The 26,235-nt window shown below is 72.8% G+C and carries 23 protein-coding genes and 1 tRNA gene; 9 read left to right on the forward strand and 15 right to left on the reverse strand.

Annotated elements, in window-relative coordinates; genetic code table 11:
• Positions 1-107 precede the first annotated feature (107 nt).
• Positions 108-1,619, forward strand: a complete 1,512-nt coding sequence (locus ACOACO_RS14580; protein ID WP_420296994.1) for a hypothetical protein — start codon at positions 108-110, stop codon at positions 1,617-1,619.
• Between the two features lie 495 nt (positions 1,620-2,114).
• On the opposite strand, the gene ACOACO_RS14585 is transcribed toward ACOACO_RS14580, so the two are convergent.
• Positions 2,115-2,282 carry a hypothetical protein gene (locus ACOACO_RS14585; protein WP_420296995.1) on the reverse strand — a complete coding sequence of 56 codons (168 nt, stop codon included), beginning with the start codon at positions 2,280-2,282 and terminating at the stop codon, positions 2,115-2,117.
• 19 nt (positions 2,283-2,301) lie between these two features.
• Between ACOACO_RS14585 and ACOACO_RS14590 the strand changes: the two genes are divergently transcribed.
• The gene (locus ACOACO_RS14590) at positions 2,302-3,336 is read left to right on the forward strand and encodes a mechanosensitive ion channel family protein (RefSeq protein WP_420296996.1); all 1,035 of its coding nucleotides are present in this window, start codon (positions 2,302-2,304) and stop codon (positions 3,334-3,336) included.
• A gap of 37 nt (positions 3,337-3,373) precedes the next feature.
• Here the strand turns inward: ACOACO_RS14590 and ACOACO_RS14595 are convergent, their stop codons facing one another.
• Positions 3,374-3,532 (reverse strand): hypothetical protein, encoded by a 159-nt coding sequence (locus tag ACOACO_RS14595; RefSeq protein WP_420296997.1) that lies wholly within the window; start codon positions 3,530-3,532, stop codon positions 3,374-3,376.
• Between the two features lie 187 nt (positions 3,533-3,719).
• On the opposite strand from ACOACO_RS14595, the gene ACOACO_RS14600 reads away from it, so the two are divergent.
• Entirely contained in the window at positions 3,720-5,252 is a 1,533-nt protein-coding gene (locus ACOACO_RS14600) for a PLP-dependent aminotransferase family protein (RefSeq protein WP_420296998.1), read from the forward strand.
• A 118-nt stretch (positions 5,253-5,370) separates the two neighbouring features.
• On the opposite strand, the gene katG is transcribed toward ACOACO_RS14600, so the two are convergent.
• The 12 genes from katG to ACOACO_RS14660 all read right to left on the reverse strand — a co-directional run bounded on the left by katG (position 5,371) and on the right by ACOACO_RS14660 (position 14,924).
• Positions 5,371-7,623, reverse strand: a complete 2,253-nt coding sequence (gene katG / locus ACOACO_RS14605; RefSeq protein ID WP_420296999.1) for a catalase/peroxidase HPI — start codon at positions 7,621-7,623, stop codon at positions 5,371-5,373.
• 58 nt (positions 7,624-7,681) lie between these two features.
• Positions 7,682-8,089, reverse strand: a complete 408-nt coding sequence (locus tag ACOACO_RS14610) for a Fur family transcriptional regulator (protein WP_420297242.1) — start codon at positions 8,087-8,089, stop codon at positions 7,682-7,684.
• Between the two features lie 204 nt (positions 8,090-8,293).
• Positions 8,294-8,369, reverse strand: a tRNA-Ala gene (locus ACOACO_RS14615).
• 88 nt (positions 8,370-8,457) lie between these two features.
• Complete coding sequence (locus ACOACO_RS14620) at positions 8,458-9,120, reverse strand: histidine phosphatase family protein (protein ID WP_420297000.1); 663 nt, start codon at positions 9,118-9,120, stop codon at positions 8,458-8,460.
• Positions 9,113-9,490, reverse strand: coding sequence for a ribosome silencing factor (gene rsfS, locus ACOACO_RS14625; protein WP_420297001.1), 378 nt, complete (start codon positions 9,488-9,490; stop codon positions 9,113-9,115). Before rsfS ends, ACOACO_RS14620 begins: the two co-directional genes overlap by 8 nt.
• 34 nt (positions 9,491-9,524) lie before the next feature.
• A complete protein-coding gene (gene nadD, locus ACOACO_RS14630) occupies positions 9,525-10,142 on the reverse strand; it encodes a nicotinate-nucleotide adenylyltransferase (RefSeq protein WP_420297002.1) in 618 nt (205 codons plus the stop codon).
• A 1-nt stretch (position 10,143) separates the two neighbouring features.
• Positions 10,144-10,290 (reverse strand): hypothetical protein, encoded by a 147-nt coding sequence (locus ACOACO_RS14635; protein ID WP_277498557.1) that lies wholly within the window; start codon positions 10,288-10,290, stop codon positions 10,144-10,146.
• A 35-nt stretch (positions 10,291-10,325) separates the two neighbouring features.
• On the reverse strand, positions 10,326-11,573 hold the full coding sequence (locus tag ACOACO_RS14640) for a glutamate-5-semialdehyde dehydrogenase (RefSeq protein WP_420297003.1): 1,248 nt from the start codon (positions 11,571-11,573) through the stop codon (positions 10,326-10,328).
• A gap of 160 nt (positions 11,574-11,733) precedes the next feature.
• Positions 11,734-12,687 (reverse strand): electron transfer flavoprotein subunit alpha/FixB family protein, encoded by a 954-nt coding sequence (locus ACOACO_RS14645; protein ID WP_420297004.1) that lies wholly within the window; start codon positions 12,685-12,687, stop codon positions 11,734-11,736.
• 16 nt (positions 12,688-12,703) lie between these two features.
• Entirely contained in the window at positions 12,704-13,504 is an 801-nt protein-coding gene (locus tag ACOACO_RS14650) for an electron transfer flavoprotein subunit beta/FixA family protein (protein ID WP_420297005.1), read from the reverse strand.
• An 85-nt stretch (positions 13,505-13,589) separates the two neighbouring features.
• Positions 13,590-14,003, reverse strand: a complete 414-nt coding sequence (locus ACOACO_RS14655) for a hypothetical protein (RefSeq protein WP_420297006.1) — start codon at positions 14,001-14,003, stop codon at positions 13,590-13,592.
• 141 nt (positions 14,004-14,144) lie between these two features.
• Complete coding sequence (locus ACOACO_RS14660; RefSeq protein ID WP_420297007.1) at positions 14,145-14,924, reverse strand: enoyl-CoA hydratase/isomerase family protein; 780 nt, start codon at positions 14,922-14,924, stop codon at positions 14,145-14,147.
• Positions 14,925-15,083: 159 nt separating this feature from the next.
• On the opposite strand from ACOACO_RS14660, the gene glgX reads away from it, so the two are divergent.
• Complete coding sequence (gene glgX / locus ACOACO_RS14665) at positions 15,084-17,264, forward strand: glycogen debranching protein GlgX (RefSeq protein WP_420297008.1); 2,181 nt, start codon at positions 15,084-15,086, stop codon at positions 17,262-17,264.
• On the opposite strand, the gene ACOACO_RS14670 is transcribed toward glgX, so the two are convergent.
• A complete protein-coding gene (locus ACOACO_RS14670; protein ID WP_420297009.1) occupies positions 17,248-17,931 on the reverse strand; it encodes a GNAT family N-acetyltransferase in 684 nt (227 codons plus the stop codon). The two genes, glgX and ACOACO_RS14670, sit on opposite strands and share 17 nt — an antisense overlap.
• Before the next feature lie 15 nt (positions 17,932-17,946).
• Here ACOACO_RS14670 and ACOACO_RS14675 point away from each other — a divergent pair, with 15 nt between their 5' ends.
• From ACOACO_RS14675 to glgB, 5 genes are all read left to right on the forward strand, one after another.
• Complete coding sequence (locus ACOACO_RS14675) at positions 17,947-18,660, forward strand: ion channel (protein ID WP_420297010.1); 714 nt, start codon at positions 17,947-17,949, stop codon at positions 18,658-18,660.
• A gap of 42 nt (positions 18,661-18,702) precedes the next feature.
• Positions 18,703-20,691 (forward strand): alpha-1,4-glucan--maltose-1-phosphate maltosyltransferase, encoded by a 1,989-nt coding sequence (locus tag ACOACO_RS14680; protein ID WP_420297011.1) that lies wholly within the window; start codon positions 18,703-18,705, stop codon positions 20,689-20,691.
• 86 nt (positions 20,692-20,777) lie between these two features.
• On the forward strand, positions 20,778-22,508 hold the full coding sequence (gene treS, locus ACOACO_RS14685) for a maltose alpha-D-glucosyltransferase (RefSeq protein ID WP_420297243.1): 1,731 nt from the start codon (positions 20,778-20,780) through the stop codon (positions 22,506-22,508).
• Positions 22,505-23,986 carry a maltokinase N-terminal cap-like domain-containing protein gene (locus ACOACO_RS14690; RefSeq protein WP_420297012.1) on the forward strand — a complete coding sequence of 494 codons (1,482 nt, stop codon included), beginning with the start codon at positions 22,505-22,507 and terminating at the stop codon, positions 23,984-23,986. Before treS ends, ACOACO_RS14690 begins: the two co-directional genes overlap by 4 nt.
• Entirely contained in the window at positions 23,983-26,202 is a 2,220-nt protein-coding gene (gene glgB / locus ACOACO_RS14695; protein WP_420297013.1) for a 1,4-alpha-glucan branching protein GlgB, read from the forward strand. The genes ACOACO_RS14690 and glgB overlap by 4 nt, the downstream gene beginning before the upstream one ends.
• Positions 26,203-26,235: the final 33 nt, after the last annotated feature.

Here is a 26,235-nt window from a genome sequence, read left to right on the forward strand (position 1 = left end):
TTCCCCCGGCGGACCCATCCGAGCGCCCTCAAGATTTCTCAGAACCTCTTCCCCAAGCCCCGTTCCTGGACCGAAGAATGTCGGTGCCCACCCCTAGCGTTGTGGTCATGAACCACCCGAGCAGCGCAGTCGTCGAGGCCCCTCTGGCCCTCGACTCGACCGCGCTGCTCGCCACCGCCCGCGCGGCCGCAGCCGCCCAACAGGCGGCCGAGGTCGCCACCCTCGTCGCGGTCGCGGACTGGGCCGACGCCCACACCGACGGCACCGTCGGTGACCCCATCGGGCCTCTCGGGCTGTGGCACGAAGACCCCGATGCCGTTCCCGGCGGGGACCGGTTCCTCGAGCTCGGCGGGCCGGGAGCACCCCTGGTCTCGGAGTTCTGCCTCCACGAGATCTCCGCCGCCCTCGGCCGCTCCGTCGCGTCAGGTCGGCCGCTGGTCGGGGATGCGATCGAGCTGCGCCACCGCTTGCCCCGTCTGTGGGCGCGGGTGCTCGCCGGCGCCGATCCCGCCCACCAGCGGCGGGCGCTGCCGGTGTGGCGGGCGCGCAAGATCGCGGCCCTCACCCGAACGCTCACGGCTGAGGGCGCGGACTTCGTGGACCGCAACCTGGCCCCCGTCGCGCACCGGGCGACAATGCCGACTGTCGAGCGACTGGTCGCCGAAGCGACCGCCCGGTTCGACCCCGAGAACGCCGAGCTCGACCGCGCCGACGCAGACGCGGGCCGGTACTTCACCATCGAGACCACCCCGGTCCACGCAGCGTCACCGTGGACCGGAGTCGTCCCCGTCCACGGCACCCTCGACGTCGCCGACGCCCTCGACCTGAACAACGCCGTGCAGCGCGTCGCGGCCGACCTCGCCGCAGCCGGCTGCGACGCCGACCTCGACGTCCGCCGCTCCATGGCCGTCGGCGAGCTCGCCCGACGACAGACCGCCCTCGACCTCTACGGCGCTGACCCAGCCAGCGATGTGGCCAGCGATGCGGCACGAGCCAGCTCCACCCGGACGCCCGCGCGGCAGGTGGTGCTCTACGTCCACCTGTCCGACGCCGCCATCACCGCCTACCGATCCGGCGACGGCCCCGGCATCGACCCGACCACCGGCGGCACCGGGATCGACCTCGCCCGCCTCGAGAACACCCGCAGCCTCGTTACCGCCGACCATGTCCGCGACTGGTGCGGGACGCCCGGCACCAAGGTGATCGTGAAGCCCGTCATCGACCTCGCCGAGCACGTCGCCGTCGATGCCTACGAGATCCCCGACCGGATCGCCGAACGCGTCCGCCTCGATCGACCCACCTGCGCGTTCCCCTACTGCGGGCGACCATCGCGCGGGCTCGACCTCGACCACATCGAGCCCTACCGGTCGAACGCAGCACCAGGCGCAGGTCAGACCTCCACCGACAACCTCGCCCCGCTCTGCCGCGGCCACCACCGCGTCAAGACCCACCCCTCACCGACCGGCGCCAGCCCACCCGGTCGAGACCATCCGCCCGGCAGCGACCCGCCGGACCGGCGATGGCGCTACCACCGCGACCCGCTCGGCACCTACGTCTGGACCAGCCCGCATGGGCTCCGGTATGCCGTCGACTCCACCGGCACCGCGCCGCTCAGCTAGCCGACCCAGCTAGCCCTCGTCACGCCGACCCCGCCGCGGCACCATCGCGTCGGGGCCGGCGGCATGCCCGGGCGTGGTTTCGAGGGCCGCTGGCGCGGCCACCTCAACCACCGGGCACGCAGCGCGGCCACCTCAACCACCGGGCACGCAGCGCGGCCACCTCAACCACCGGGCACGCAGCGCGGCCACCTCAACCACCGGGCACGCAGCGCGGCCACCTCAACCACCGGGCACGCAGCGCGGCCACCTCAACCACCGGGCACGCAGCGCGGCCAGCTCGACCACCCGTCGTACCCGCGCGGCCGCCTCAACCACCGGAGCACAGCGCGGCCACCCAACCACCGGCACCCCGCGCTGCCCCGACGCCGGTGGTTGAGGTGGGTGCGCCAGCACCCCTCGAAACCATCCACGGGCCCGAACGGCACGGAGGCGCGGTGCCAGCGATAAGTCATCCACTACCGCTCCTACCGCGACCCGCGCGAAGCGCCGCGACCGCTACGGCTCCAGGGTGTAGCCCAGGCCGGAGGAGGTGACGAGGTGGCGCAGGTGGGCGGGGTCGGTCTCGAGCTTCCCGCGCAACTGCGCGGTGTAGACCCGCAGGCGGGCCCGTCCTGACGCGACGCCGACCGGGCCGTGGCGCGCCTCACTTGGATCAGCGGCCACGTTCCCCCATGGTGGAGTGATGCCTCCCGAGCTCATGCAGCTGCTCTGGTCCACGGGCGTCGTGGTGGCCGTCTCCGTCGCGATCGGCGCGCTCGTCCCCGCCGTCGTACGACGGGTCGGTCACCGCTGGCCGCCCGCCGAGGACCTCGTCCGCACAGCACGGTTCCCCTTCCGGGTGCTCGTGCTCGTCATCGGCCTCAACGCCGTGGTCGCGGCGAACCGACCACGCGGGGCCGGCACGGAGCTGTGGGACACGCTCGCGCTCGGCCTGCGCATCCTCGGCATCGTCAACGGGGCGTGGCTGCTGGCGGTCGTGGTGCTCTTCGTCGTGGACGCCGCGCTGCGCCGCGCGGACCTCGGGCTGGACCCGCGCAACGCCAAGCGCGTGCGCACCCAGGTGCAGGTCGCGCGCCGCCTCGTCGTCGTCGGCATCGTCGTCGTCGCGCTCGGCGCGATCCTGCTGTCCTTCCCGGGCGTGCGCGCCGTCGGCGCCAGCCTCCTGGCCTCCGCCGGTCTGCTCTCCGTCGTGGCCGCCCTCGCCGCCCAGTCGACCCTCGGCAACCTCTTCGCCGGCCTGCAGCTCGCCTTCAGCGACGCCATCCGCATCGACGACGTGGTGATCGTCGAGGAGGAGTACGGGACCATCGAGGAGATCACGCTGTCCTACGTCGTCGTGAAGATCTGGGACGACCGCCGCCTCGTGCTGCCCTGCACCTACTTCACGAGCAACCCGTTCGAGAACTGGACGCGCAAGGACTCCGAGATGATGGGCACCGTCGAGCTCGACCTCGACTGGCACATCGACCTCGACGGCCTGCGGGGCGAGTTCGAGCGCGTCCTGGCCGAGACGGAGCTCTTCAACGGCCGCGCCAGCGGTCTCGTCGTCACCGAGGCCACGCAGGGCTTCGTGCAGGTGCGCGCCAGCGTCACCGCCGACGACCCGGGCACCCTCTTCGACCTGCGCTGCCTCGTGCGCGAGCGCCTCGTCGCGTGGGTCCAGCAGCACAACCCCGAGGCCCTGCCGCGCCAGCGCCTCGAGGTCGTCGCGGCCTGACCTGCCCCTGACCTACCCCGGCACCCGCCGTCCCGCGCTACGGCACGGGCCGGCGGGTGTCGTACGCCGGGTCCGTCGCCCGCCGGCGCGGACGCTCCGGGCCCGATCCCCCGGGCACCCCCGGCACCCTCCCGACCGCCGCCGCCAGCACGACGGCCAGCACCGCGACCAGCACCCCCAGCACCACGAGCGCCACCGCCACCACCTCCTCGACCGGCCCCCGCCGGCCGAGAGCACGGCCCGAGTGGACCGCCCACCCCGGACACGACGCGCGGTCCAATCCCCCCACGGCGGACTCCCGGAGCACCTCCACGGGGCTCATCAGGTCCACCGGCCCCGGATTGGACCTGCGCACCGGGGGCGTGGACTGGTTTCATGGGAGCGTGCGCCCCTCTCCCGCCCTCGCTCCCCCGTCCCCGCGCCGCCCCTCGCCGCACGGTCCGGTCGCCCACCCCGCGGCCCGGGCGCACGTGGGCGCGCGGCGCTTGGCGACGCTGCTCGGCCCGGGCTCGGACGCCGTCGGCGGAGCCGCGTACGTCGCCCTCGCCGACCGCGTGCGACTCCTGGTCGAGGACGGGCGCCTGGCACCGCAGACGCGCCTGCCGGCGGAGCGCGAGCTCGCCGAGGAGCTGGGACGCAGCCGCACCACGATCGTCTCGGCCTACGCCCGCCTACGGGACTCGGGCCACCTCGTCAGCCTGCGCGGCTCGGGCAGCGTCACCGTGCTCCCGGCCGCGAGCGCCGAGCGCGCGGGCATCGACTTCGCCCACGCGGTCCCGGAGCCGGTGCCCGGCCTGGCCGGCATCCTGCAGGAGGTGGCGGCGGACGCCGCGGGCGTCCTCGCCCTCGGCGGGTTCGACGTGCTCGGCGACCTCGCGCTGCGCCGCCAGGTCGCCGAGCGCTACACGCGGCGCGGTCTGCCGACGACGCCCGACGAGGTGATGGTGACCCTCGGCGCGCAGCACGGGCTGGCTCTGGTGGCCCGCACGCTGCTGCGCCCGGGCGACCGGGTGCTGGTCGAGTCCCCGACGTACCCCCACGGCTACGAGGCCCTGCGCGAGGCGGGCGCCCGCCTCGTGCCCACCCCGGTCGGCACGGACGGCTGGGACGCCGACCACCTCGTCGACGTGCTGGAGCGGGTGCGGCCCGCGCTCGCCTACCTCGTGCCCGACTTCCACAACCCGACGAGCGCCTCGATGCCGCTCGCCGACCGCCGGCGCGTGGCGGCCGCCGCGCGCCGCAGCGGCACGGTGCTGCTGCTCGACGAGACGACCGTCGACCTCGACCTGGCCGGGGAGCCGGCCGGCGAGCCGTTCGCCGCCCTGTGCGCCGACCGGATGACCAGCACGGTCACCCTCGGGTCGTTGGGCAAGGTGGTCTGGGGCGGTCTGCGGATCGGCTGGATCCGCACCGACGCGGCCACCGTGCGACGGCTGGCGCACCGCCGCCCCGCGGGCGACCTGGGCACGCCCGCCTTCGAGCAGCGGGTGGCGGGGGTGGTGCTCGAGCGGTACGACGAGCTCGCCGCCGTCCGCGCCGCCCAGCTCCGCGAGCGCCACGACGTCCTGGTGGGGCTGCTGCGCAGCGAGCTCCCCGACTGGGGCGTGCCGGACGTGGCCGGGGGCCTGTGCCTGTGGGTCGACCTGGGGGCACCGGTCAGCTCGGCGGTCGCCTCGGCCGGGCAGGCACGCGGGCTGCACGTGACCGCCGGGCCCAAGTTCTGCGTCGACGGCACCCACGAACGGTTCCTCCGGGTGCCGTTCACCGCCGAGCCCGACGTGCTCGCGGCCGGCGTCGCCGTGCTGCGGGAGGTGTGGCACGACCTGCGCCACGACGTGTCCCACCTGCGGCGCACCGACGTCGAGTCGCACGCCGGGTCGCGCACCGGGTCGCACCGCCTTCCCGCCACCTTGTAGCGCCTGCGTTGGCCCGGGGACGGGACGAGGCCCGCGGCGGCGTGCCGCGGGCCTCGTCGTGCTGCGTCGCACGGGGTCGTACGTCGTGCTCCCCGGCGGCCGTGCGCCGGGGTCGCGCTCAGACCAGGTCGAAGCGGTCCGCCTCCATGACCTTGGTCCACGCGGCGACGAAGTCGCGCACGAACTTCTCGCCCGCGTCGTCGCTGGCGTAGACCTCGGCGACGGCGCGCAGCTCGGAGTTCGCGCCGAACAGCAGGTCGACCCGGCTGCCGACGACGGTCTCGCCGGTGGCGGTGACGCCCGTGTAGGTCTCACGGGTGTCGTCGGTCGCCGTCCACGTCGTGCCGAGCTCGAGCAGGTTGACGAAGAAGTCGTTCGTCAGCACGCCCGGGCGGTCAGTGAGGACGCCGGTGGCGGAGCCGTCCTGGTTGGTTCCGAGCACCCGCATGCCGCCCACGAGGACGGTCATCTCGGGCGCGGTCAGCCCGAGCAGGTTGGCGCGGTCGACGAGCAGGTACTCCGCCGGGAGGCGGTTGCCCTTGCCCACCCAGTTGCGGAAGCCGTCGGCGACGGGCTCGAGGTAGCTGAAGGACTCCACGTCCGTCTGCTCGGCCGTCGCGTCGGTGCGGCCCGGGGTGAAGGGCACCTCGATGTCGACGCCGCCCTCCTTCGCCGCGTGCTCGACGGCCGCGGAGCCGGCCAGCACGATGAGGTCGGCCAGGGAGACCTGCTTGGCGCCGGCGTTGGCGTTGAAGTTCTCCTGGATGCCCTCGAGCACGCGCAGCACGGCGGCGAGCTCGTCGGGGTTGTTGACCTCCCAGCCGCTCTGCGGCTCGAGGCGGATGCGGGCACCGTTGGCGCCGCCGCGCTTGTCGCTGTTGCGGTACGTCGAGGCCGACGCCCACGCCGTCGTGACGAGCTGCGCGGTGGTCAGGCCCGAGCTGAGCACCTGGCTCTTGAGGACGGCGATGTCCTCGCCGTCGATGGCCTCGTACGTCGCGGCCGGCACCGGGTCCTGCCACAGCAGCACCTCGGAGGGCACCTCGGGGCCGAGGTAGCGCTGGACCGGGCCCATGTCGCGGTGCGTGAGCTTGAACCAGGCGCGGGCGAACGCGTCGGCGAAGTCGGCCGGGTTGTCGCGGAAGCGCCGCGAGATCTGCTCGTAGACCGGGTCGAAGCGCAGCGCCAGGTCGGTGGTGAGCATGCGGGGCTCGCGGCGGCCCGTGCCGTGGGCGTCCGGCACCATGTCGGCGCCCGAGCCGTTCTTCGGGCGCCACTGCTTCGCGCCCGCGGCGGACTCCATCAGCTCCCACTCGTAGGCGAAGAGGATGTGGAAGAACTCGTTGTCCCAACGGGTCGGGTGGTAGGTCCACGTGACCTCGAGACCGCTGGTGACGGTGTCGGCGCCGTGACCCTCGCCGTACCCGTTCTTCCAGCCGAAGCCCTGGTTCTCCAGGGGCGCGGCCTCCGGGTCGGGGCCGAGGCGGTCGTCCTGGTGGGCGCCGTGGGTCTTGCCGAAGGTGTGGCCGCCGGCGATGAGGGCGACGGTCTCCTCGTCGTTCATCGCCATCCGGCCGAAGGTCTCGCGGATGTCGCGGGCCGCGGCGACCGGGTCCGGCACGCCCTCGGGGCCCTCGGGGTTGACGTAGATGAGGCCCATCGTCGTGGCGCCCAGCGGCTTCTCCAGCTCACGGTCGCCCGAGAAGCGCTTGTCGGTGCCCAGCCACTCGGTCTCCGGGCCCCAGTACACGTCGTCGTCCGGCTCCCACACGTCCGCACGACCACCGGCGAAGCCGAAGGTCTCGAAGCCCATCGACTCGAGCGCCACGTTGCCCGTGAGGATCATCAGGTCGGCCCACGAGATCTTCTTGCCGTACTTCTTCTTGATCGGCCAGATCAGGCGGCGGGCCTTGTCGAGGTTGACGTTGTCGGGCCAGCTGTTGAGCGGGGCGAAGCGCTGCATGCCCGCGCCCGCGCCGCCGCGACCGTCGAACACCCGGTAGGTGCCGGCGCTGTGCCAGGCCATGCGGATCATGAAGGGGGCGTAGTTGCCGAAGTCGGCCGGCCACCACGGCTGCGAGGTGGTGAGCACCTCGGCGATGTCGCGCTTCACCGCAGCGAGGTCGAGCGAGGAGAACTCCGCGGCGTAGTCGAAGTCGGGGTCCATCGGGTCCTTGGCCGGGGCATGCTTGGCCAGGATGTCGACGTTGAGCTTGTTCGGCCACCAGACGCGGTTGGGCTCGCCCTGCGTGGGGTGCGGCAGCGTGCTGCCGTGGGCGACCGGGCAGCCGGACGCCTCGCCGGGTGCCGGTACCGGGTCGTCCGTGGTGATCTGGCCGTGCTCGTTGCCGGGAGTGGTCTCGGTGGACATCGGGTTCCTTCCGTGTGGGCGGATGAGGGGGCGGAGCTCGGGGGGTGCGCCGCGCGCGTCAGGCGCTCTGCGCGGCGGCCGTGCAGGAGGGGCAGGTGCCCCAGTAGGTGACCTCGGCCTGGTCGATGACGAAGCCGTGGTCGTCGGAGGCGGTGAGGCACGGCGCCTCGCCGATCGCGCAGTCGACGTCGACGACCGTGCCGCAGGAGCGGCACACGAGGTGGTGGTGGTTGTCGGCGATGCGGGTCTCGTAGCGCGCCACCGACCCGGCGGGCTGGATGCGGCGCAGCAGGCCCGCGCCGGTGAGCGCGTGCAGCGAGTCGTAGACGGCCTGGTGGGACACGGCCGGCAGCTCGGCGCGCACCGCGCCGATGATCGTCTCGGTGTCGGCGTGCGGGTGGGCGTGCACCGCGCCGAGCACGGCGACCCGGGGTCGGGTCACCCGCAGCGTGGCGGACCGCAGCAGCTGCTGGAGGTCGGGGGTGCCGGTGCTCTCGGCGCCGGGGGCGCGCACGTCGGCGTCGGTGGTCACGGGCTCAACCCTTGCCTCTTTTCTTGAAAGAGTCAAGAAAAGGAGGTGTGTCGGGAACGCCACGCTCCGGCGCACCCGACGGGCGCCCACGACGCAGAAGACCCCTCCACCGCGTGCGGTGGAGGGGTCTTCCGAAGATGGTGGAGCTGAGGGGACTCGAACCCCTGACCCTCTGCATGCCATGCAGATGCGCTACCAGCTGCGCCACAGCCCCATCCGTCTCGCGGCGGTCCCCCGCCGATCGACTCGGAGAACATTAGCGCCTCCCCCGGACGGACGCGAATCGGGGGTCGCGGCCCCGCTCAGGCGCCGCCGTCGGCCGTCCGGTTGTAGGCCAGGAGGCGCCAGCGGGGCTCGCCGGGGCGGCGCAGGTGGCGCTCGCGGAGCACGGCGTACCCGCAGTTGGTCATGCCCGAGTACGCCGACGGCTCGCTCGCCGTGCCCGCGACGAGCGCCTCGACGGCGACCCGCAGGGCGGCACCGTGGGCGACGGCGACCGCCAGCCCACCGGGCTCCAGCGTGTCCGCCAGCTCCTCCAGGCACGCCTCGGTGCGGGCGCGGACCTGCTCCAGCGTCTCTGCCCCGGGCACGGAGCTCCAGCGGCCGGTGACGAAGTCGACGTACTCGTCGGGCCAGCGCTCGGCGTAGTCGGCGTGGGTGACCCGCTCCCGCTCCCCCAGGGCGAACTCACGCAGGCGGGCGTCGGTGCGCACCTGGAGCCCGGCGGCGTCCGCGACGTGCGCCGCGGTCACCGCGGCGCGCTGCAGGTCCGAGCTCCACACGGCGGCCGGGCGCAGGGCGGCCAGCCCCGGCGCCACGGCGGCGGCCTGGGCCAGGCCCGCCGGGCTCAGCTCGGAGTCGACCTGGCCCTGGATGCGGTGCTCGGCGTTCCAGGTGGTCTCGCCGTGGCGCAGCAGCACCAGCGTGCGCACGGCGCCAGGCGGCTCGGTGCGGGTCTCACTCACCGCCGGGGGTGACGTCCGCGGGGAGCGGCAGCACGGGGCAGTCGCGCCAGAGCCGCTCGAGGGCGTAGAAGCGGCGCTCCTCCTCGTGCTGCACGTGGACGACGATCTCGCCGTAGTCGATGAGCACCCAGCGTCCGTCGCGCTCGCCCTCGCGGCGGATCGGCTTGGCGCCGATCTCGCGGAGCTTGTCCTCGACCTCGTCGACGATGGCCTTGACCTGGCGGTCGTTGCTCGCGCTGGCCAGCACGAAGGCGTCGGTGATCGCGAGCTGCTCGCTCACGTCGAAGGCGAGGATGTCGGTCGCGAGCTTGTCGGAGGCGGCGCGGGCGGCGGCGTGCACCAGCTCCACGGCGTGGTCGGTGGCGGTCATGCAGTGCCTTTCACGGGGCTGCTGGAGGGGCTGATCACGGGGCGGGGGTGGTGCTCTCGTAGAGGTGGTGCTTGCCGATGTACTGCACGACGCCGTCGGGCACGAGGTACCAGACCGGCTCGCCGCGCCCGGTGCGCTCGCGGCAGTCGGTCGAGGAGATGGCCAGGGCGGGGATCTCCAGCACCGTCACGCGGTCGCCCGGGATCGTCTCCAGCACGGCGGGATCCATCGCGTACCCAGGACGGGTGACGCCGACGAAGTGGGCGAGGTCGAACATCTCCCCCGTGTCGCGCCACGTGAAGATGTTGGCCAGCGCGTCGGCACCGGTGATGAAGAACAGCTCCGCACCCGGCAGCTGCGCCCGCAGGTCGCGCAGGGTGTCGACGGTGTACGTCGGGCCCCCGCGGTCGATGTCGACGCGGGAGACGCGGAACCGCGGGTTCGAGGCCGTCGCGACGACGGTCATGAGGTAGCGGTGCTCCGCCGGCGAGACCTGGCGGTCGGACTTCTGCCAGGGGTCGCCCGTGGGCACGAAGACGACCTCGTCGAGGTCGAAGAAGGACTGGACCTCGGAGGCGGCGACGAGGTGCCCGTGGTGGATCGGGTCGAACGTCCCGCCCATCACGCCGATACGCCGCCCGGGGGTGGTCACCTCAGCTGTGCTCGCGACCGCCGGCGAACGCGAGGAGGCCCGCCATGAGGAGCAGGAAGATCAGCAGCACCACGCCACCGATGACGTAGGGCCAGATGGTGTGCTCCTCGCCGCCCGCCTCGGACGCAAGGACAGCGAACTCGCTCATCGACATGGCGGCGATCCTACCGGGCGGCGCGCCCGTCAGCGCACGTGCCCGTCGCCGGTGACGACGTACTTGGTCGAGGTCATCTCCGGCAGGCCCATCGGGCCGCGGGCGTGCAGCTTCTGCGTGCTGATGCCGATCTCCGCGCCGAACCCGAACTCGCCGCCGTCGGTGAAGCGGGTGGAGGCGTTGACGAGCACCGCGGCGGAGTCCACGGCGGCCACGAAGCGGCGGGCCGCCGCCTGCGACTCGGTGACGATCGCGTCGGAGTGACCGCTGGACCAGCGACGCACGTGCGCGATGGCGCCCTCGAGGTCGTCGACGACGGCCGCGGCGATGTCGAGCGACAGGTACTCCTGCGCCCAGTCGTCGTCGGTGGCGGCGACCACCCCGTCGTACTCCCCGAAGCGGTCGTCGCCGTGCACCGTCACGCCCCGCTCGGCGAGCGCGTCGATGACGAGCGGCAGGAAGTCGTCGGCGACGTCGGCGTGCACCAGCAGCGACTCGGCCGCGTTGCAGACCGAGGTGCGGTGGGTCTTCGCGTTGACCACGATGGCGAGCGCCTTGTCGAGGTCGGCGGAGGCGTCGACGTACACGTGGCAGTTGCCCACGCCCGTCTCGATCACCGGCACCGTCGACTCCTCGACCACCGAGCGGATGAGCCCCGCCCCGCCGCGCGGGATGAGCACGTCGACGAGCCCGCGGGCACGCATCAGCGCCTTGACGCTCTCGTGGGTGTCCCCCGGCACGAGCTGCACGACGTCGGCGGGCAGGCCCACGGTGACGACGGCCTCGCGCAGGGCGGCGACGATCGCGGCGTTGCTCGACCGCGCGCTCGAGCTGCCGCGCAGCAGCACCGCGTTGCCCGACTTCAGGCAGATGCCCGCGGCGTCGGCGGTGACGTTGGGGCGGGCCTCGTAGATCATCCCGACGACGCCGAAGGGCACGCGCACCTGGCGCAGCTCCAGCCCGTTGGGCAGGGTGCCGCCGCGCACGACCTCGCCGACCGGGTCCGGCAGCGCCGCCACGTCGCGCAGGCCGGCCGCCATGGCCGCGAGCCGCTCGGGGGTGAGGCGCAGCCGGTCGACGATGTTCGGCGGGGTGCCACCGGTCTCGGCACGCTCGACGTCCTCGGCGTTGGCCGCCAGGATCGCGGCCTCGTGGGCCGTCAGCGCCGAGGCCATCGCCTCGAGCGCGGCGTCCTTCACCGCCCGGGTCGCCGTGGCGAGCTCGTAGCCCGCCTCCTTCGCCCGCGTCGCTGCGGCGTGGACCTCCTCGGTGCTCATGCGCCTGAGGGTACGGCGGGTGCCCCGCCCCCGCGCACCCGTTCCCACGGGTCGGGAAGGTCGCTGATCCCCGGATGCGGACGACGCGGACACGGCGACGGCCCGGGTCCACCTGGGACCCGGGCCGCCGCTGCGGTGCCGGCCGTGCGGCCGGCCGTGCTCAGTTCTTGCGTGCCTCGACCGCGTCGGCCAGGGCGGGCAGGACGCTGTGCAGGTCGCCCACGACGCCGAAGTCGACGAGCTCGAAGATCGGCGCCTCCTCGTCCTTGTTGACCGCGACGATCGTCTTCGACGTCTGCATGCCGGCCCGGTGCTGGATCGCACCGGAGATGCCGTTCGCGACGTACAGCTGCGGGGAGACCGTCTTGCCCGTCTGGCCCACCTGGAAGGTGTGGGGCACCCAGCCGGAGTCGACGGCGGCGCGCGAGGCACCGACGGCCGCACCGAGGGCGTCCGCCAGCTTCTCGACCGGGGCGAAGTCGCCGCCGGTGCCGCGACCGCCCGAGACCACGATCGCGGCCTCGGTGAGCTCGGGGCGACCGGTCGACTGCCGCGGCTGGGAGGCCACGACCTGCGCACCCTTCGCGGCGTCGGAGATGGTCGGGGAGAACTGCTCGACCTCACCGGCGCCCGCGGCGTCCTCCGGCGTGGCGGAGTTCGGCTTGACCGTGATGATCGGCGTGCCGTGGGTGACCTTGCCGGTCAGCGTGTAGTTGCCGGCGAAGACCGACTGCGTGACCGTGCCGTCGTCGGCCACGTCGACGGCGTCGGTGATGAGCCCCGACGACGTCTTGATCGCCAGGCGCGCGGCGACCTCCTTGCCCTCGGAGCCCGACACCAGCAGCACGGCCGCCGGCGACGTCTTCTCCACGAGCTGGGCGAGCACCTCGGCCTTCGGCGCGACCAGGTAGCCCCGCACCTCGGCGTCGTCGACGACGTAGACCTTCTCCGCGCCGTACTTCTTCACCGTCTCCACGACACCGGACGCGGCGTCCGCGCTGCCGATGAACACCGCGGAGGGCGAACCCAGCTTCTTCGCGATCGCGAGCAGCTCGTTGGTGGGCTTGCGGACCGCACCGTCGACGTGGTCGACCAGAACCAGAACCTCGGACATCAGCTGCAGCCCCTTCTCAGATGAACTTCTTCGAGGCGAGGAAGCCGGCGAGCGCCTCGGCGCCCGAGCCGTCCTCGTCGGTGACGATCTCGCCGGCGGTGCGCGGCGGACGGGCGGTGGTGTCCTCCACCGCGGTCCACGCCGCGGCGGCGCCGACCTCGGAGGCCTCCACGCCGATGTCGGCCAGCGACAGCGTCTCGAGCGGCTTCTTCTTCGCGGCCATGATCCCCTTGAAGGAGGGGTAGCGCGCCTCGCCCGACTGGTCCGTCACGCTGAGCACGATCGGCAGCGTGGCGCCCACGACCTCGGTCGCGGTGTCGCCGTCGCGCTTGATGCGCACCTGGTCACCCTGGGTCTCCACCACGGAGGCGAGCGTCACCTGGGGCAGGCCCAGCCGCTCGGCGACCATGGCCGGCACGACGCCGCCGGAGCCGTCGGTCGAGGCCATGCCGAAGACGACGAGGTCGACCTTCGACTCGGCGCCGAGCTTCTCGACGGCCTTGGCCAGCACCAGCGAGGTGCCGACGTAGTCGGAGCCGGCGATGGCGTCGTCGCTCACGTGGACACCCTTGTCGGCACCCATCTGCAGCGCCTTGCGCACCGCGTCGACCGCCTTGGCGGGGCCGACGGTCAGCGCGGTGATGGTGACGTCCTCACCCTCGCGCTTCTCGCGCAGCTGCAGGGCCTGCTCCACGGCGTACTCGTCCAGCTCGGAGAGCAGGCCGTCGACGCCCTCGCGGTCGACGGTGTTGTCGGACTCGAACTTCCGGTCCGCCGTGGCGTCCGGGACGTGCTTCACACAGACGATGATGTTCATGGTGTGTGGCCTCGCGGCCCCTCCTGTGCACTCGGGTGTGTAGCTGAGGCTACTAGCAGGTAACGAGCTTGCGACGTGGCGTGCGTCACGGGCGGACCAGGCGCTCGAGGATGCGCCCCAGCACGAGCCAGAAGGCGGCGCCGAGGCCGTAGTTCACCAGCGCGTTCTTGGTGTCCGCGTTGTCGCCGGTGAACGCCATGATCCCGTCGTCCAGCGTGAAGACGCCCAGGTCGAAGAAGCCGGCCAGGTCGAGCACCAGGCTGACGAGCCCGTTGCCCTGGTTCGCGTCGACGGCGATGCAGAGCGCGGCCACGGCCAGCGCGGTCGCCGCGACGAGGCACACGATCCACACGACCTGGGCGACGACGGTGCGCGCCCGGGCGACGGAGAACGACGGCCGGCGGCGCGGGGCGGTCGCGGTCGCGCCCGACCCCTCGGACGCCTGCGACCCGGTCGCGGTCGACGTCTCTCCAGCTACGGGCTTCTCAGGACCGACCACGGGCTCCATCCTCGACCTCGGCCAACGGGACGGGGGTCAGTGTGGCACAGGTCTCCAGCGTCCCGGACGGCGTCCCACCGCGGTGGGCCGGCGTCCCATCCCGAGCGGGGCGGGACACCGGCGGGCGTTCCCGCGCGTGGCTCAGCGCCCGGTGAACCGCGCCTTGCCCGGCCCGTTCTCGACGAAGGAGCGCAGGCCCGTCGCCGCGTCCTCGGTGGCGAACAGGCCGGCGAACTGCGCGCGCTCGATGGCGAGCCCCGTCGTCAGGTCGACCCCGAGGCCCTGGTCGACCGACTCCTTGACGGCCCGCAGCGCGTACGGCGCGGCGGTGGCGAACCGGCGCGCCCACGCGAGGGCCTCGTCGTACACCTCGCCGGCCGGGAGCACCCGGTCCACGAGGCCGATGCGCAGCGCCTCCTCGGCCGGCACGAACCGGCCGGTGAACATGATGTCCTTCGCCTTGGACGGACCCACGAGGCGCGCGAGGCGCTGGGTGCCGCCGGCGCCGGGGATGATGCCGAGCAGCACCTCGGGCTGGCCGAGCACCGCGTCCTCGGCCGCGAACCGCACGTCCGCCGCCAGCGCGAGCTCGCACCCGCCGCCCAGGGCGTAGCCGTTCACGGCCGCCACGACGGGCTTGGGGATGGCCGCGACCGCGGTCACCGCCGACTGCACGGAGTGGGACTTCTCGACCATCTCGGCGTAGGAGACCTCGGCCATCTCCTTGACGTCGTTGCCGGCGGCGAACACGCGCTCACCGCCCCAGATCACGACGGCCCGCACGTCCTCGCGCTCGGTGGCCTCGGCCGCCGCCTCGCGCAGCTCGGCCTGCACGGCGAAGCTGATCGCGTTCATCTTCGGCCGGTCCAGGCGCAGCGTCGCGACGCCGTCGGCCACCTCCAGTCGTACGAACTCACCCATCGGTTCCCACCTCGTGTGTGCGTGCGGTCGTGTGCGTGCTGCGTCCCGCATCATGCCGTGCGCCGCGGCACCGGGGGTGAGGAGGACCACGGCCCGGGAGGGCGCCGCTTGCCGGGGGTCGCCGGACGCGGGCGGCCCGCGTCGCCCATGATGGGCGTCATGAGTCCGGGTCTGTGGAGCTACGAGGGCCAGGTCTCCCCCGTGTGGCCGGGACGCAACTGGCCGCTCGGCGCGACCTGGTCGCCGGAGTCCACCAACTTCGCCGTCTACTCCCCCCACGCGACCGCCTGCTGGGTCTGCCTGTTCGACGAGGACGGCGCCGAGGTGCGGCACGCGCTGACCGAGCGCTCGCTGGGCATCTGGCACGGGGCGCTCCCGGGCGTGGCCCCGGGCACCCGCTACGGCTACCGCGTCGACGGGCCGTGGGACCCCGCCCAGGGGATGCGATTCAACCCCGCGAAGCTGCTGCTCGACCCCTACGGCCAGGCGGTGAGCGGCACGATCGACCCGCGCCAGCCGCTCTTCGGCTACCGCTTCGACGACCCGACGCGGCGCGACGACGAGGACTCGGCGCCGTGCACGGCCCGCAGCGTCGTGGTCGACCCGGCCTTCGACTGGGAGGGCGACCGGCCGATGCAGCGCCGCTGGCGCGACACGGTCGTCTACGAGCTGCACGTCAAGGGCTTCACGCAGCTGCACGACCGCGTGCCGGAGGAGCTGCGCGGCACCTACGCCGGGCTCGGCACCCCGGCGGTCACCGACTACCTCAACGACCTCGGGGTCACGGCCGTCGAGCTGCTGCCGGTGCACCAGTTCTTCTCCGAGCCCGGCCTCACCGCGCGCGGGGCGACCAACTACTGGGGCTACAACTCCATCGGCTACTTCGCGCCGCACAACGCCTACAGCGCGTCGGGCGACCGGGGCGGGCAGGTCGCCGAGTTCAAGCAGATGGTCAAGGACCTGCACCGGGCGGGTATCGAGGTCATCCTCGACGTGGTCTACAACCACACCGCGGAGGCCGGGCCCGGGGGGCCGACGCTGTCCTTCCGCGGCCTCGACGACCGCGGCTTCTACCGGCGCGTCGCGCCGCCGACCCCCACCGCCACCGACCCGGCCCCCGGCCCGCTCGGCCCCTTCGACGACACCTACTGGGACGTCACCGGCTGCGGCAACACGGTCAACAGCGAGGACCCCCTGGCGCTGCGGATGATCCTCGACTCCCTGCGCTACTGGGTCACCGAGATGCACGTCGACGGCTTCCGCTTCGACCTCATGTCGGCCCTGACCCGCACCGGCCACCGCGTCGACATGAAGGGCGACCTGCTCGTCGCCATCGGCCAGGACCCGGTGCTGCGCCACGTCAAGCTCATCGCCGAGCCGTGGGACGCGTCGATGGACGGTTACCTCGTCGGCGCCATGCCCCCGCCGTGGGTGGAGTGGAACGACCAGTACCGCGACACGGTCCGCGACTTCTGGCGCGGCCAGACCCCCGGGCTGCACGGCGTCGCCACCCGGCTCGCCGGCAGCAGCGACCTGTACGCCGACGACGGCCGCTCGGCGTACAACTCGGTCAACTTCGTCACCGCGCACGACGGGTTCACCGTGCGCGACCTCGTCTCCTACGACCGCAAGCACAACGAGGCCAACGGCGAGGACAACCGGGACGGCACGGACGGCAACCGCTCCTGGAACCACGGGGTCGAGGGCGAGACCGACGACGAGCGGATCCTCGCCCGGCGACGCCGCCAGGCCGCGAACCTGATGGCGACCCTGTGCCTGTCGAACGGCGTGCCGATGATCACCGCGGGCGACGAGCGGGGCCGCACGCAGGGGGGCAACAACAACGCCTACTGCCAGGACAACCCCACGTCGTGGATCGACTGGCGCCCCGACGACGCGTGGCTCGACGTGTACGACGTCGTCAAGACCGCGCTGCGGCTGCGGCGCGAGCACCCGGCGCTGCGCCAACGACACTGGTTCGAGGGCCGGCCCACGATCCGCGGCGGCCCGAAGGACGTCGCCTGGCTGCACCCCAGCGGCCGCGAGATGCGGGCCGAGGACTGGCACGACGGGGCGCAGCGCGCCGTCGGCATGTTCGTCTCGGGCGCGCCGCTGCGCTCGCCGGGCCCCCGGGGCGAGCAGCAGGTCGACTCCTCCTTCGTGCTCTGGTTCAACGCCGACCACGAGTCCGTGCAGGTGCTGCTGCCCGAGAACGACTGGGTGCAGTCCGGCGAGGTGGTGCTGTCCACGAGCGACGAGGTCCCCGTCGGCACCTCACTCAAGGCGGGCGACCTGTTCGACGTGCGCAGCCGCTCGGTCGTCGTCATCCGGGCCACCTGACGGGCGGCAGACCCACCGCCGCGCGCACCGGCGCCAGGCCCGCGACCTCGACCGGCGCGTCGCCCCGCACGAGCGTCGCGGGGGTGACGACGAGCCGGTGGCGGGCGACGACCTCCTCGACCCCGGCGCGTACCCGCACCACCCGCGAGGTGCCGTCCACGACGTACCCGACCTTGCGGCTCACCGCCAGGGACGCCCGGTTGTCGGCGTAGGCGCCGGAGGTGACCTCGGTGGCGCCGAGGTGGTCGAGGGCGAGCACGCACATCGCGCGGCGCATCGCCGTGCCGATCCCCCTCCCCTGGTGGGCGCGGCCCAGCCAGGAGCCCGTCCCGCCCGTGCGGGTCAGCAGGAAGCGGCGGGTCGAGAACCCCTGGCAGCCCACGAGCCCGCCGTCCCAGTACGCCGTCAGCTCCAGGTCCCACTCCTCGGCGGAGAAGCGCGCGCGGACGCCCCAGTGGAACTGCGCGACCCGCCGCGGCAGCTCGGCCGGCGGGGCCACGGACCACGGAACGTCGAACGGCATGGCGTCGTCGGCGTGGATGCCGGCGGCCGCCAGCCGCCCCAGCGGCCCCAGCACGTCGTCCGTGACGGCACGCAGCTCGAGCCGCCCGGCCCGCACGACGAGGTCGGCGGTCGGCAGGACGTCCACCAGCGGGCCCGGGGTCATGGCAGCATCGTCGCCGTGGCGACCACGGGCGTTCAACCGCTTTCCCGCACCTGGGGCTGGCTGCGCGCCCGGCCCTCCGCGGTGCTGATGCTCGTGCAGCTGGCCGGGATCCTCGCCTACCCGTTCCTCGGCGACTCGCCGACGGGACGGGGCCTGTTCAGCACCATCGGCCTGCTCGTGCTGGCGCTCGCGGTCTTCGCCGTGCGCGCCACGCAGGCCCTGACGTGGGTCTCGGTCGTGCTCGGGGTGCCCGTGGTGGTGCTGACGGTCCTCGAGGCGGTGCGCCCCGACGACGGCATCGTGGTGGCGTCGTCGGTGCTCCACGCCGCGTTCTACCTGTACACGGCCTACGCCCTGATCCGGTACATGTTCCACGACGACCACGTGACGACCGACGAGATCTGGGCGACCGGCGCGACCTTCACCGTCGTGGCGTGGGGCTTCGCCTACCTGTACGCCGCGGTCCAGGTCGTGTGGCCCGGCTCGTTCATCGCCTCGGTGGACCCGGAGTCGGAGCGCACCTGGGTCGAGCTGCTCTACCTGTCGGTCGCGACGCTGACGACCACGGGCCTCTCCGACGTCGTGCCCGTGCTCCCCCACGCCCGCTCGGTCGTGATGATCGAGCAGATCGCCGGGATGCTCTACATCGCGCTCGTCATCGCCCGGGTGATGGCGCTGCTCAGCGCCCGGCAGGCCCGCCGCGAGATCGGCCGGGGCCCCGACCTCTGAGCGGCTCGCGCCCGCTTCCCCCCACCCCCTAGGGTCGGGCCCATGGTCGGACGCATCCCCGTCATGAACGTCGCGCCCGTCGTCGACCTCGGCCGTCAACCGGCCAAGGCGACCGTCGGCGAACCCTTCCCCGTGACCGCGACGGTGTTCCGCGAGGGACACGACCGCCTCGGCGCCGAGGTGGTCCTCACCGACCCCGCCGGCGTGCGCAGGCCGCCGGTCCCGCTCGAGCCCCACCCCGTCGAGCCCAACGAGTACGCCGCGTGGGTCACCCCGGACACCGAGGGCCCCTGGACCTTCACCATCCAGGCGTGGTCGCACCCGATCGCGACCTGGCAGCACGCCGCCGGGGTGAAGATCCCCGCCGAGGTGGACGTCGACCTGATGTTCACCGAGGGCCGCCTGCTCATCGAGCGGGTGCTGGCCGAGGGCGGGCTCACCGGGGCGGAGACCGAGGTGCTGCAGGACGCCCTGGCGGTGACCACCGACGACGCCTCCCCCGCGACCCAGCGGCTCTCGCGCCTCGAGGCGCCCGAGGTGCGGGCGGTGCTCGCGGCGCACCCGCTGCGCGAGCTCGTGACCCTCGAGGGTCCGTTCCCGTTCTTCGCGGACCGCGCCCGCGCGCTGTTCGGCAGCTGGTACGAGTTCTTCCCGCGCTCCGAGGGCGCGTACGTCGACGACGCCGGCAAGGTCGTCAGCGGCACCCTGCGCACCGCGGCCGAGCGGCTCGACGCCGTCGCCGCCGCGGGCTTCGACGTGATCTACCTGCCCCCGATCCACCCCATCGGCGAGGTCAACCGCAAGGGCCCGAACAACACCCTGACCCCCGGCCCCGACGACCCGGGCTCGCCGTGGGCGATCGGATCGCGCCACGGCGGCCACGACGCGGTCCACCCCGACCTGGGCACCATCGACGACTTCGACGCCTTCGTCGCGCGCGCCGGCGACCTGGGCCTGGAGGTCGCGCTCGACCTCGCCCTGCAGGCGGCGCCCGACCACCCCTGGGTGACGAGCAACCCGGAGTTCTTCACGACGCGCGCCGACGGCACGATCGCGTACGCCGAGAACCCGCCGAAGAAGTACCAGGACATCTACCCGGTCAACTTCGACAACGACCCGACCGGCATCTGCCGCGAGGTGCTGCGCGTCGTCAAGCACTGGATGCGCCACGGCGTGCGCATCTTCCGCGTCGACAACCCCCACACCAAGCCGGTCGCGTTCTGGGAGTGGCTGCTCGCCGAGGTCCGTCGCACCGACCCCGACGTCATCTTCCTGGCCGAGGCGTTCACGAAGCCCGCGATGATGCGGGGCCTGGGCGCCGTCGGCTTCCACCAGTCGTACACGTACTTCACGTGGCGCACGGCGAAGTGGGAGATCGAGGACTACCTGCGCGAGCTCGCCACCGAGACCGACCACGTGATGCGGCCCAACTTCTTCGTCAACACCCCCGACATCCTCCACGCCTTCCTGCAGTACGGCGGGCCCGCGGCCTTCAAGATCCGCGCCGCGCTGGCGGCGACGAGCTCGCCGACCTGGGGCGTCTACGCCGGCTACGAGCTCTACGAGCACGTGGCGGTGAAGCCCGGCAGCGAGGAGTACCTGGACTCGGAGAAGTACCAGGTCCGCATCCGCGACTGGGACCGCGCGGAGGCCGAGGGCCGCACGCTCACGCCGTACCTCACGCGGCTCAACGAGCTGCGCCGCGAGCACCGGGCGCTGCAGCTGCTGCGCAACATCACGATCCACCACAGCGACGACGAGAACGTCATCGTGTACTCCAAGCGGGCGCCCGGCGCCGGCCCGGACGGCACCGACGACGTCGTCATCGTCGTGATCAACCTCGACCCCCACGCCACCCGCGAGACCACCGTCCATCTCGACATGCCCTCCCTGGGGCTGGAGTGGGCCGAGGCCTTCGAGGTCACCGACGCCTTCACCGGCGACACGTGGACCTGGCGCGAGCACGACTACGTCCGTCTGGACCCCTCGCACGAGCCCGCGCACGTGCTGACCGTCAGGAGCCTCCGATGACCGCCACCGACCCCGTCGCCCACGGGCCCCTGGTCGACCAGGTGCCCGAGGTGCCCCCGACGCCCGACGTGGAGCCGGCCGAGCCGATGGCCAACATCGAGCCCGAGTGGTTCAAGACCGCCGTCTTCTACGAGGTGCTGGTCCGCTCGTTCCGCGACTCCAACGGCGACGGCACGGGTGACTTCCGCGGGCTGGTCGAGAAGCTCGACTACCTGCAGTGGCTCGGCGTCGACTGCCTGTGGATCCCGCCGTTCTTCCCCTCGCCGCTGCGCGACGGCGGGTACGACGTCGCCGACTACACCGGCGTGCACCCCGAGATCGGCACGATCGACGACTTCCGGCTCTTCCTCGACGAGGCCCACAAGCGCGGCATCCGCGTGATCATCGACTTCGTCATGAACCACACGAGCGACGCGCACCCGTGGTTCCAGGCGAGCCGGTCCGACCCCGAGGGCCCGTACGGCGACTTCTACGTGTGGTCGGACAACGACGACCTCTACGAGGAAGCCCGCATCATCTTCGTCGACACCGAGCCGTCGAACTGGACGTGGGACCCGGTGCGCCAGCAGTACTTCTGGCACCGGTTCTTCAGCCACCAGCCCGACCTGAACTTCGACAACCCGAAGGTCCAGGAGGCCATGCTCGAGGCCATGGCGTTCTGGCTCGACATGGGCATGGACGGCTTCCGCCTCGACGCCGTGCCCTACCTCTACGAGCGCCCGGGCACCAACGGCGAGAACCTGCCGGAGACCCACGAGATGCTCAAGCGGGTCCGGAAGTTCGTCGACGACAACTACCCCGGTCGCGTGCTGCTGTGCGAGGCCAACCAGTGGCCCGCCGACGTGGTGGAGTACTTCGGCGACTTCGAGTCCGGCGGCGACGAGTGCCACATGGCGTTCCACTTCCCCGTCATGCCGCGCATCTTCATGGCGGTGCGCCGCGAGTCGCGCTTCCCCATCTCGGAGATCCTGGAGCAGACCCCGGAGATCCCGTCGAACTGCCAGTGGGGCATCTTCCTGCGCAACCACGACGAGCTGACGCTCGAGATGGTGACGGACGAGGACCGCGACTACATGTGGTCGGAGTACGCGCAGGACCCGCGCATGAAGGCCAACATCGGCATCCGGCGACGACTGGCGCCGCTGCTCGACAACGACATCAACCGTCTCGAGCTGTTCAACGCGCTGCTGCTCTCGCTGCCGGGCTCTCCGGTGCTCTACTACGGCGACGAGATCGGGATGGGCGACAACATCTGGCTCGGCGACCGCGACGGCGTGCGCACGCCGATGCAGTGGACGCCGGACCGCAACGCCGGCTTCTCCGTCGCCAACCCGGGCAAGCTCTACCTCCCGCTGGTGCAGGACCCGGTCTACGGCTACCAGAGCGTCAACGTGGAGTCGCAGCTCGAGAACTCCTCGTCGCTGCTGCACTGGACGCGGCGCCTGCTGCAGGTCCGCCGGGGCCACCACGCCTTCGGCCTCGGCGCGTTCCACGACCTCGGCGGCTCCAACCCGAGCGTGCTGTCCTACGTGCGCGAGCACACCGACGAGAACGGCAAGCGGGACGTCATCCTCTGCGTCAACAACCTCTCGCGCTTCCCGCAGCCGGTCGAGCTGGACCTGCGTCGCTTCGAGGGGCACGGGATGGTCGAGCTGCTGGGCGGCGTGCCGTTCCCCGCGATCGGCGAGCTGCCCTACCTGCTGACCCTCGGGGGTTACGGCTTCTACTGGTTCCGCATCACCGCCCCCGCCGACGACACGGGCTCCGACACCTCCGTCGAGTCCACCACGCAGTCCGCCCAGGGAGGTCCGTCGTGACCGACAACAGCGAGCACACCCCGGCCGAGCGCCTCACCGAGCACCTGGCGCACGCCCGGTGGTTCGGCGGCAAGGGCCGCCCGTTCCACGTCAGCGCGGTGCGCCGCGCCGGTGACCTGCGCGGCACCGGGGCCGACGACGACCCCTTCGTCGCGATCGAGCTCGTCGAGGTGACCTACACCGACGTCGCGGAGGGCACGGAGGGCACCGACGGCTCCACCGAGCTCTACCAGGTGCCGGTGGCCTGCTACCGCGACCGCCAGGAGCGCCTCGACCACGCCTTCGTCGGCTGGTGGGAGGTGCCGGGGCTGCCCCGCGCGGCGGACGACCCCGACGGCACCGACCACGGCTGGGCCCACGTGTACGACGCGGCGCACGACCGCGTCGCGATGCGCGCGTGGCTGGCCGCCTTCGAGCGCGCCCGGGACAACGCCGTGGACGCCTCGAGCAGCCTGGTCTTCCACCGCCTGCCGGGCCACGAGCTCGACGTCACCGCCAAGGGCAGCCTCTTCAGCGGCGAGCAGTCGAACTCCTCGGTGATGTTCGGCGAGGACGCCCTGATGAAGATCTTCCGCAAGGTCACGCCGGGGGTGAACCCCGACGTGCAGGTGCACGACGTGCTCACCCGCGCGGGCTCCGACCACGTCGCCGCGCTCTACGGCTGGCTCGACGTGGTCGACGAGACCTCCGACGCGGTCATCCAGCTCGCGATGCTCCAGCAGTTCCTGCGCACCGCCAGCGACGGGTGGGACCTCGCCCAGGCGTCGGTGCGCAACCTGTTCGCCGAGGCCGACCTGCACGCCGACGAGGTCGGCGGCGACTTCGCCGGCGAGTCCGCCCGCCTGGGCGTCGCGCTCGCCGAGACCCACGCCGTCCTGGCCGAGCACTTCCCCGTCGAGCTGCTCCGCGGCGACGACGTGCGCGCGCTCGCCGACTCCATGCACCGCCGCCTCGACGCCGCCCTGGAGGTGGTGGCCGACCTCGCGCCGTACGCCGACGGGCTGCGCGCCCGCTTCGACCGCGTCGCCGAGCTCGACGAGGTGCCCGTCCAGCGGGTCCACGGCGACCTGCACCTCGGGCAGACCCTCCGCACGACGCGCGGCTGGAAGATCGTCGACTTCGAGGGCGAGCCGGCCAAGCCGCTGCACGAGCGGCTCGTTCCCGACACGGTGTGGCGCGACGTCGCGGGCATGCTGCGCTCCTTCGACTACGCCCCCCGGGTCGTCGCCCGCACGCTCGAGGCGCCCGACGAGGCGATCGCCGAGCAGCGTGGGTACCGGGCCGAGGAATGGGCGGCGCACAACCGACGGGCGTTCCTGTCGGCGTACGCCGGCCGCGACCTGACTCCCGAGGAGGACGCCCTGCTCACCGCGTACGTCGCCGACAAGGCCGTCTACGAGACCGTCTACGAGACCCGCAACCGGCCCGGCTGGGTGGGCATCCCCCTGGCCGCGATCGCCAGGATCGGAGCCCGATGACCCCCGCAGCCACCCCCGCAGCGACCCCCGCCTCCCCCGAGCCGACGCCCCGGCCGAAGCCCGTCGACACGGCCGAGCTCGACCTGCTCGTCGACGGCCGTCACGGCCAGCCGCACGCGGTGCTCGGTCCGCACCCCCACGACGGCGGCGTCACGGTGCGCGTCCTGCGCCACCTGGCCTCCTCCGTCGAGGTGGTGCACGGGGGCCGCCGCACGCCGCTGACCCACGAGCGCTCCGGCGTGTGGGTGGGTGTGCTGCCGGTCGCCGAGGTGCCCGACTACCGCGTCCAGGTGCGCTACGGCGAGGGCGAACCGGTGCTCGTCGACGACCCGTACCGCTACCTGCCGACCCTCGGCGAGACCGACCTGCACCTGGTCAACGAGGGCCGCCACGAGCAGCTGTGGACCGTGCTGGGCGCGCACGTGCGCCACTACGACGGCGCCGACAGCCCCGTCAGCGGCACCTCGTTCGCCGTCTGGGCGCCCCGCGCGCAGGGTGTGCGGGTCAAGGGCGACTTCAGCTCCTGGGACGGACGCGAGCTGCCGATGCGCCAGCTCGGCGTCTCCGGGGTGTGGGAGATCTTCCTGCCGGGCGTGGGCGCGGGCGCCCACTACAAGTTCGACGTGCTCGGCGCCGACGGCACCTGGCGCGAGAAGGCCGACCCGCTGGCGTTCCACACCGAGGTGGCGCCGCTGACCGCCTCCGTCGTGCACGAGTCGTCCCACGTGTGGGGCGACGACGCGTGGATGGCCGAGCGCGCCACGAAGCAGCCGGTCGCCGAGGCCATGAGCGTCTACGAGCTGCACCTCGCCTCCTGGCGCCGCGGCCGGTCGTACGACGAGCTGGCGGACGAGCTGGTCCCCTACCTCGCCGACCTCGGCTTCACCCACGTGGAGCTCATGCCCGTCATGCAGCACCCGTTCGGCGGCTCGTGGGGCTACCACGTGACGTCGTACTACGCGACGGACTCCCGCTTCGGCGACCCCGACGGCTTCAAGCGGCTCGTCGACCGCCTCCACCAGGCGGGCATCGGCGTCATCCTCGACTGGGTGCCGGGCCACTTCGCGACCGACGAGTGGGCGCTGGTGAGCTTCGACGGCACCGCCCTCTACGAGGACCCCAACCCCCAGCGCGGCTGGCACAAGGAGTGGGGCAGCCACATCTTCGACTTCGGCCGGCGGGAGGTGCGCAACTTCCTCGTCGCCAACGCGCTGTTCTGGCTCGAGGAGTTCCACGCCGACGGTCTGCGCGTCGACGGCGTCGCCTCGATGCTCTACCTCGACTACTCCCGCGAGGAGGGCGAGTGGACGCCGAACGTCCACGGCGGCCGGGAGAACCTCGAGGCGGTCAACTTCCTGCAGGAGATGAACGCGACCGTCTACAAGCGCGTGCCCGGCATCGTCACGATCGCGGAGGAGTCGACGTCGTGGCCCGGCGTCACGCGCCCCACCGACGTCGACGGCCTCGGGTTCGGCTTCAAGTGGAACATGGGCTGGATGCACGACTCGCTGAACTACGTCGCGCACGACCCGGTGCACCGCGCGTACCACCACGGCGAGCTGACCTTCTCGCTCGTGTACGCGTTCTCGGAGAACTACGTGCTGCCGGTCAGCCACGACGAGGTCGTGCACGGCAAGGGTTCCCTGCTGCGCAAGATGCCGGGCGACCGGTGGCGCCAGCTCGCGAACCTGCGCGCCTTCCTGGCCTACATGTGGGCGCACCCGGGCAAGCAGCTGCTGTTCATGGGTTGCGAGTTCGGCCAGGAGTCGGAGTGGGCCGAGTCGCGCGAGCTCGACTGGTGGCTGCTGGACCACCCCGAGCACCGCGGGGTGCACGCGCTGGTGCGCGACCTCAACCGCGTGTACGTCGACAGCCCGGCCCTGCACGGCGCCGACGGCGATCCCGCCGGCTTCGAGTGGGTCGACGCGAACGACGCGTCGCGCAACACCCTCTCCTTCGTACGGCGCGCCCCCGGCGCCCCGGACGTGGTCTGCGTGATCAACTTCGCGGCCTCGCCCCACGACGGGTACCGCGTCGGCCTGCCCGCGGCGGGCCGCTGGGACGAGGTGCTCAACACCGACGCGGAGGCCTACACGGGCTCCGGCGTCGGCAACCTCGGTGGCATCGAGGCCGTCGAGGGCGAGCACCTCGGCCAGCCGGCGCACGCCGACATCGTGGTGCCGCCGCTCGGCGCGGTCTGGTTCCGCCGGGCCTGACCGGGCTCGGCGCTCCGTTCCCGCCGGGCCCTC

The sequence above is a fragment of the Nocardioides sp. CPCC 205120 genome (genome assembly GCF_048654585.1).
Classification (GTDB): domain Bacteria; phylum Actinomycetota; class Actinomycetes; order Propionibacteriales; family Nocardioidaceae; genus Nocardioides.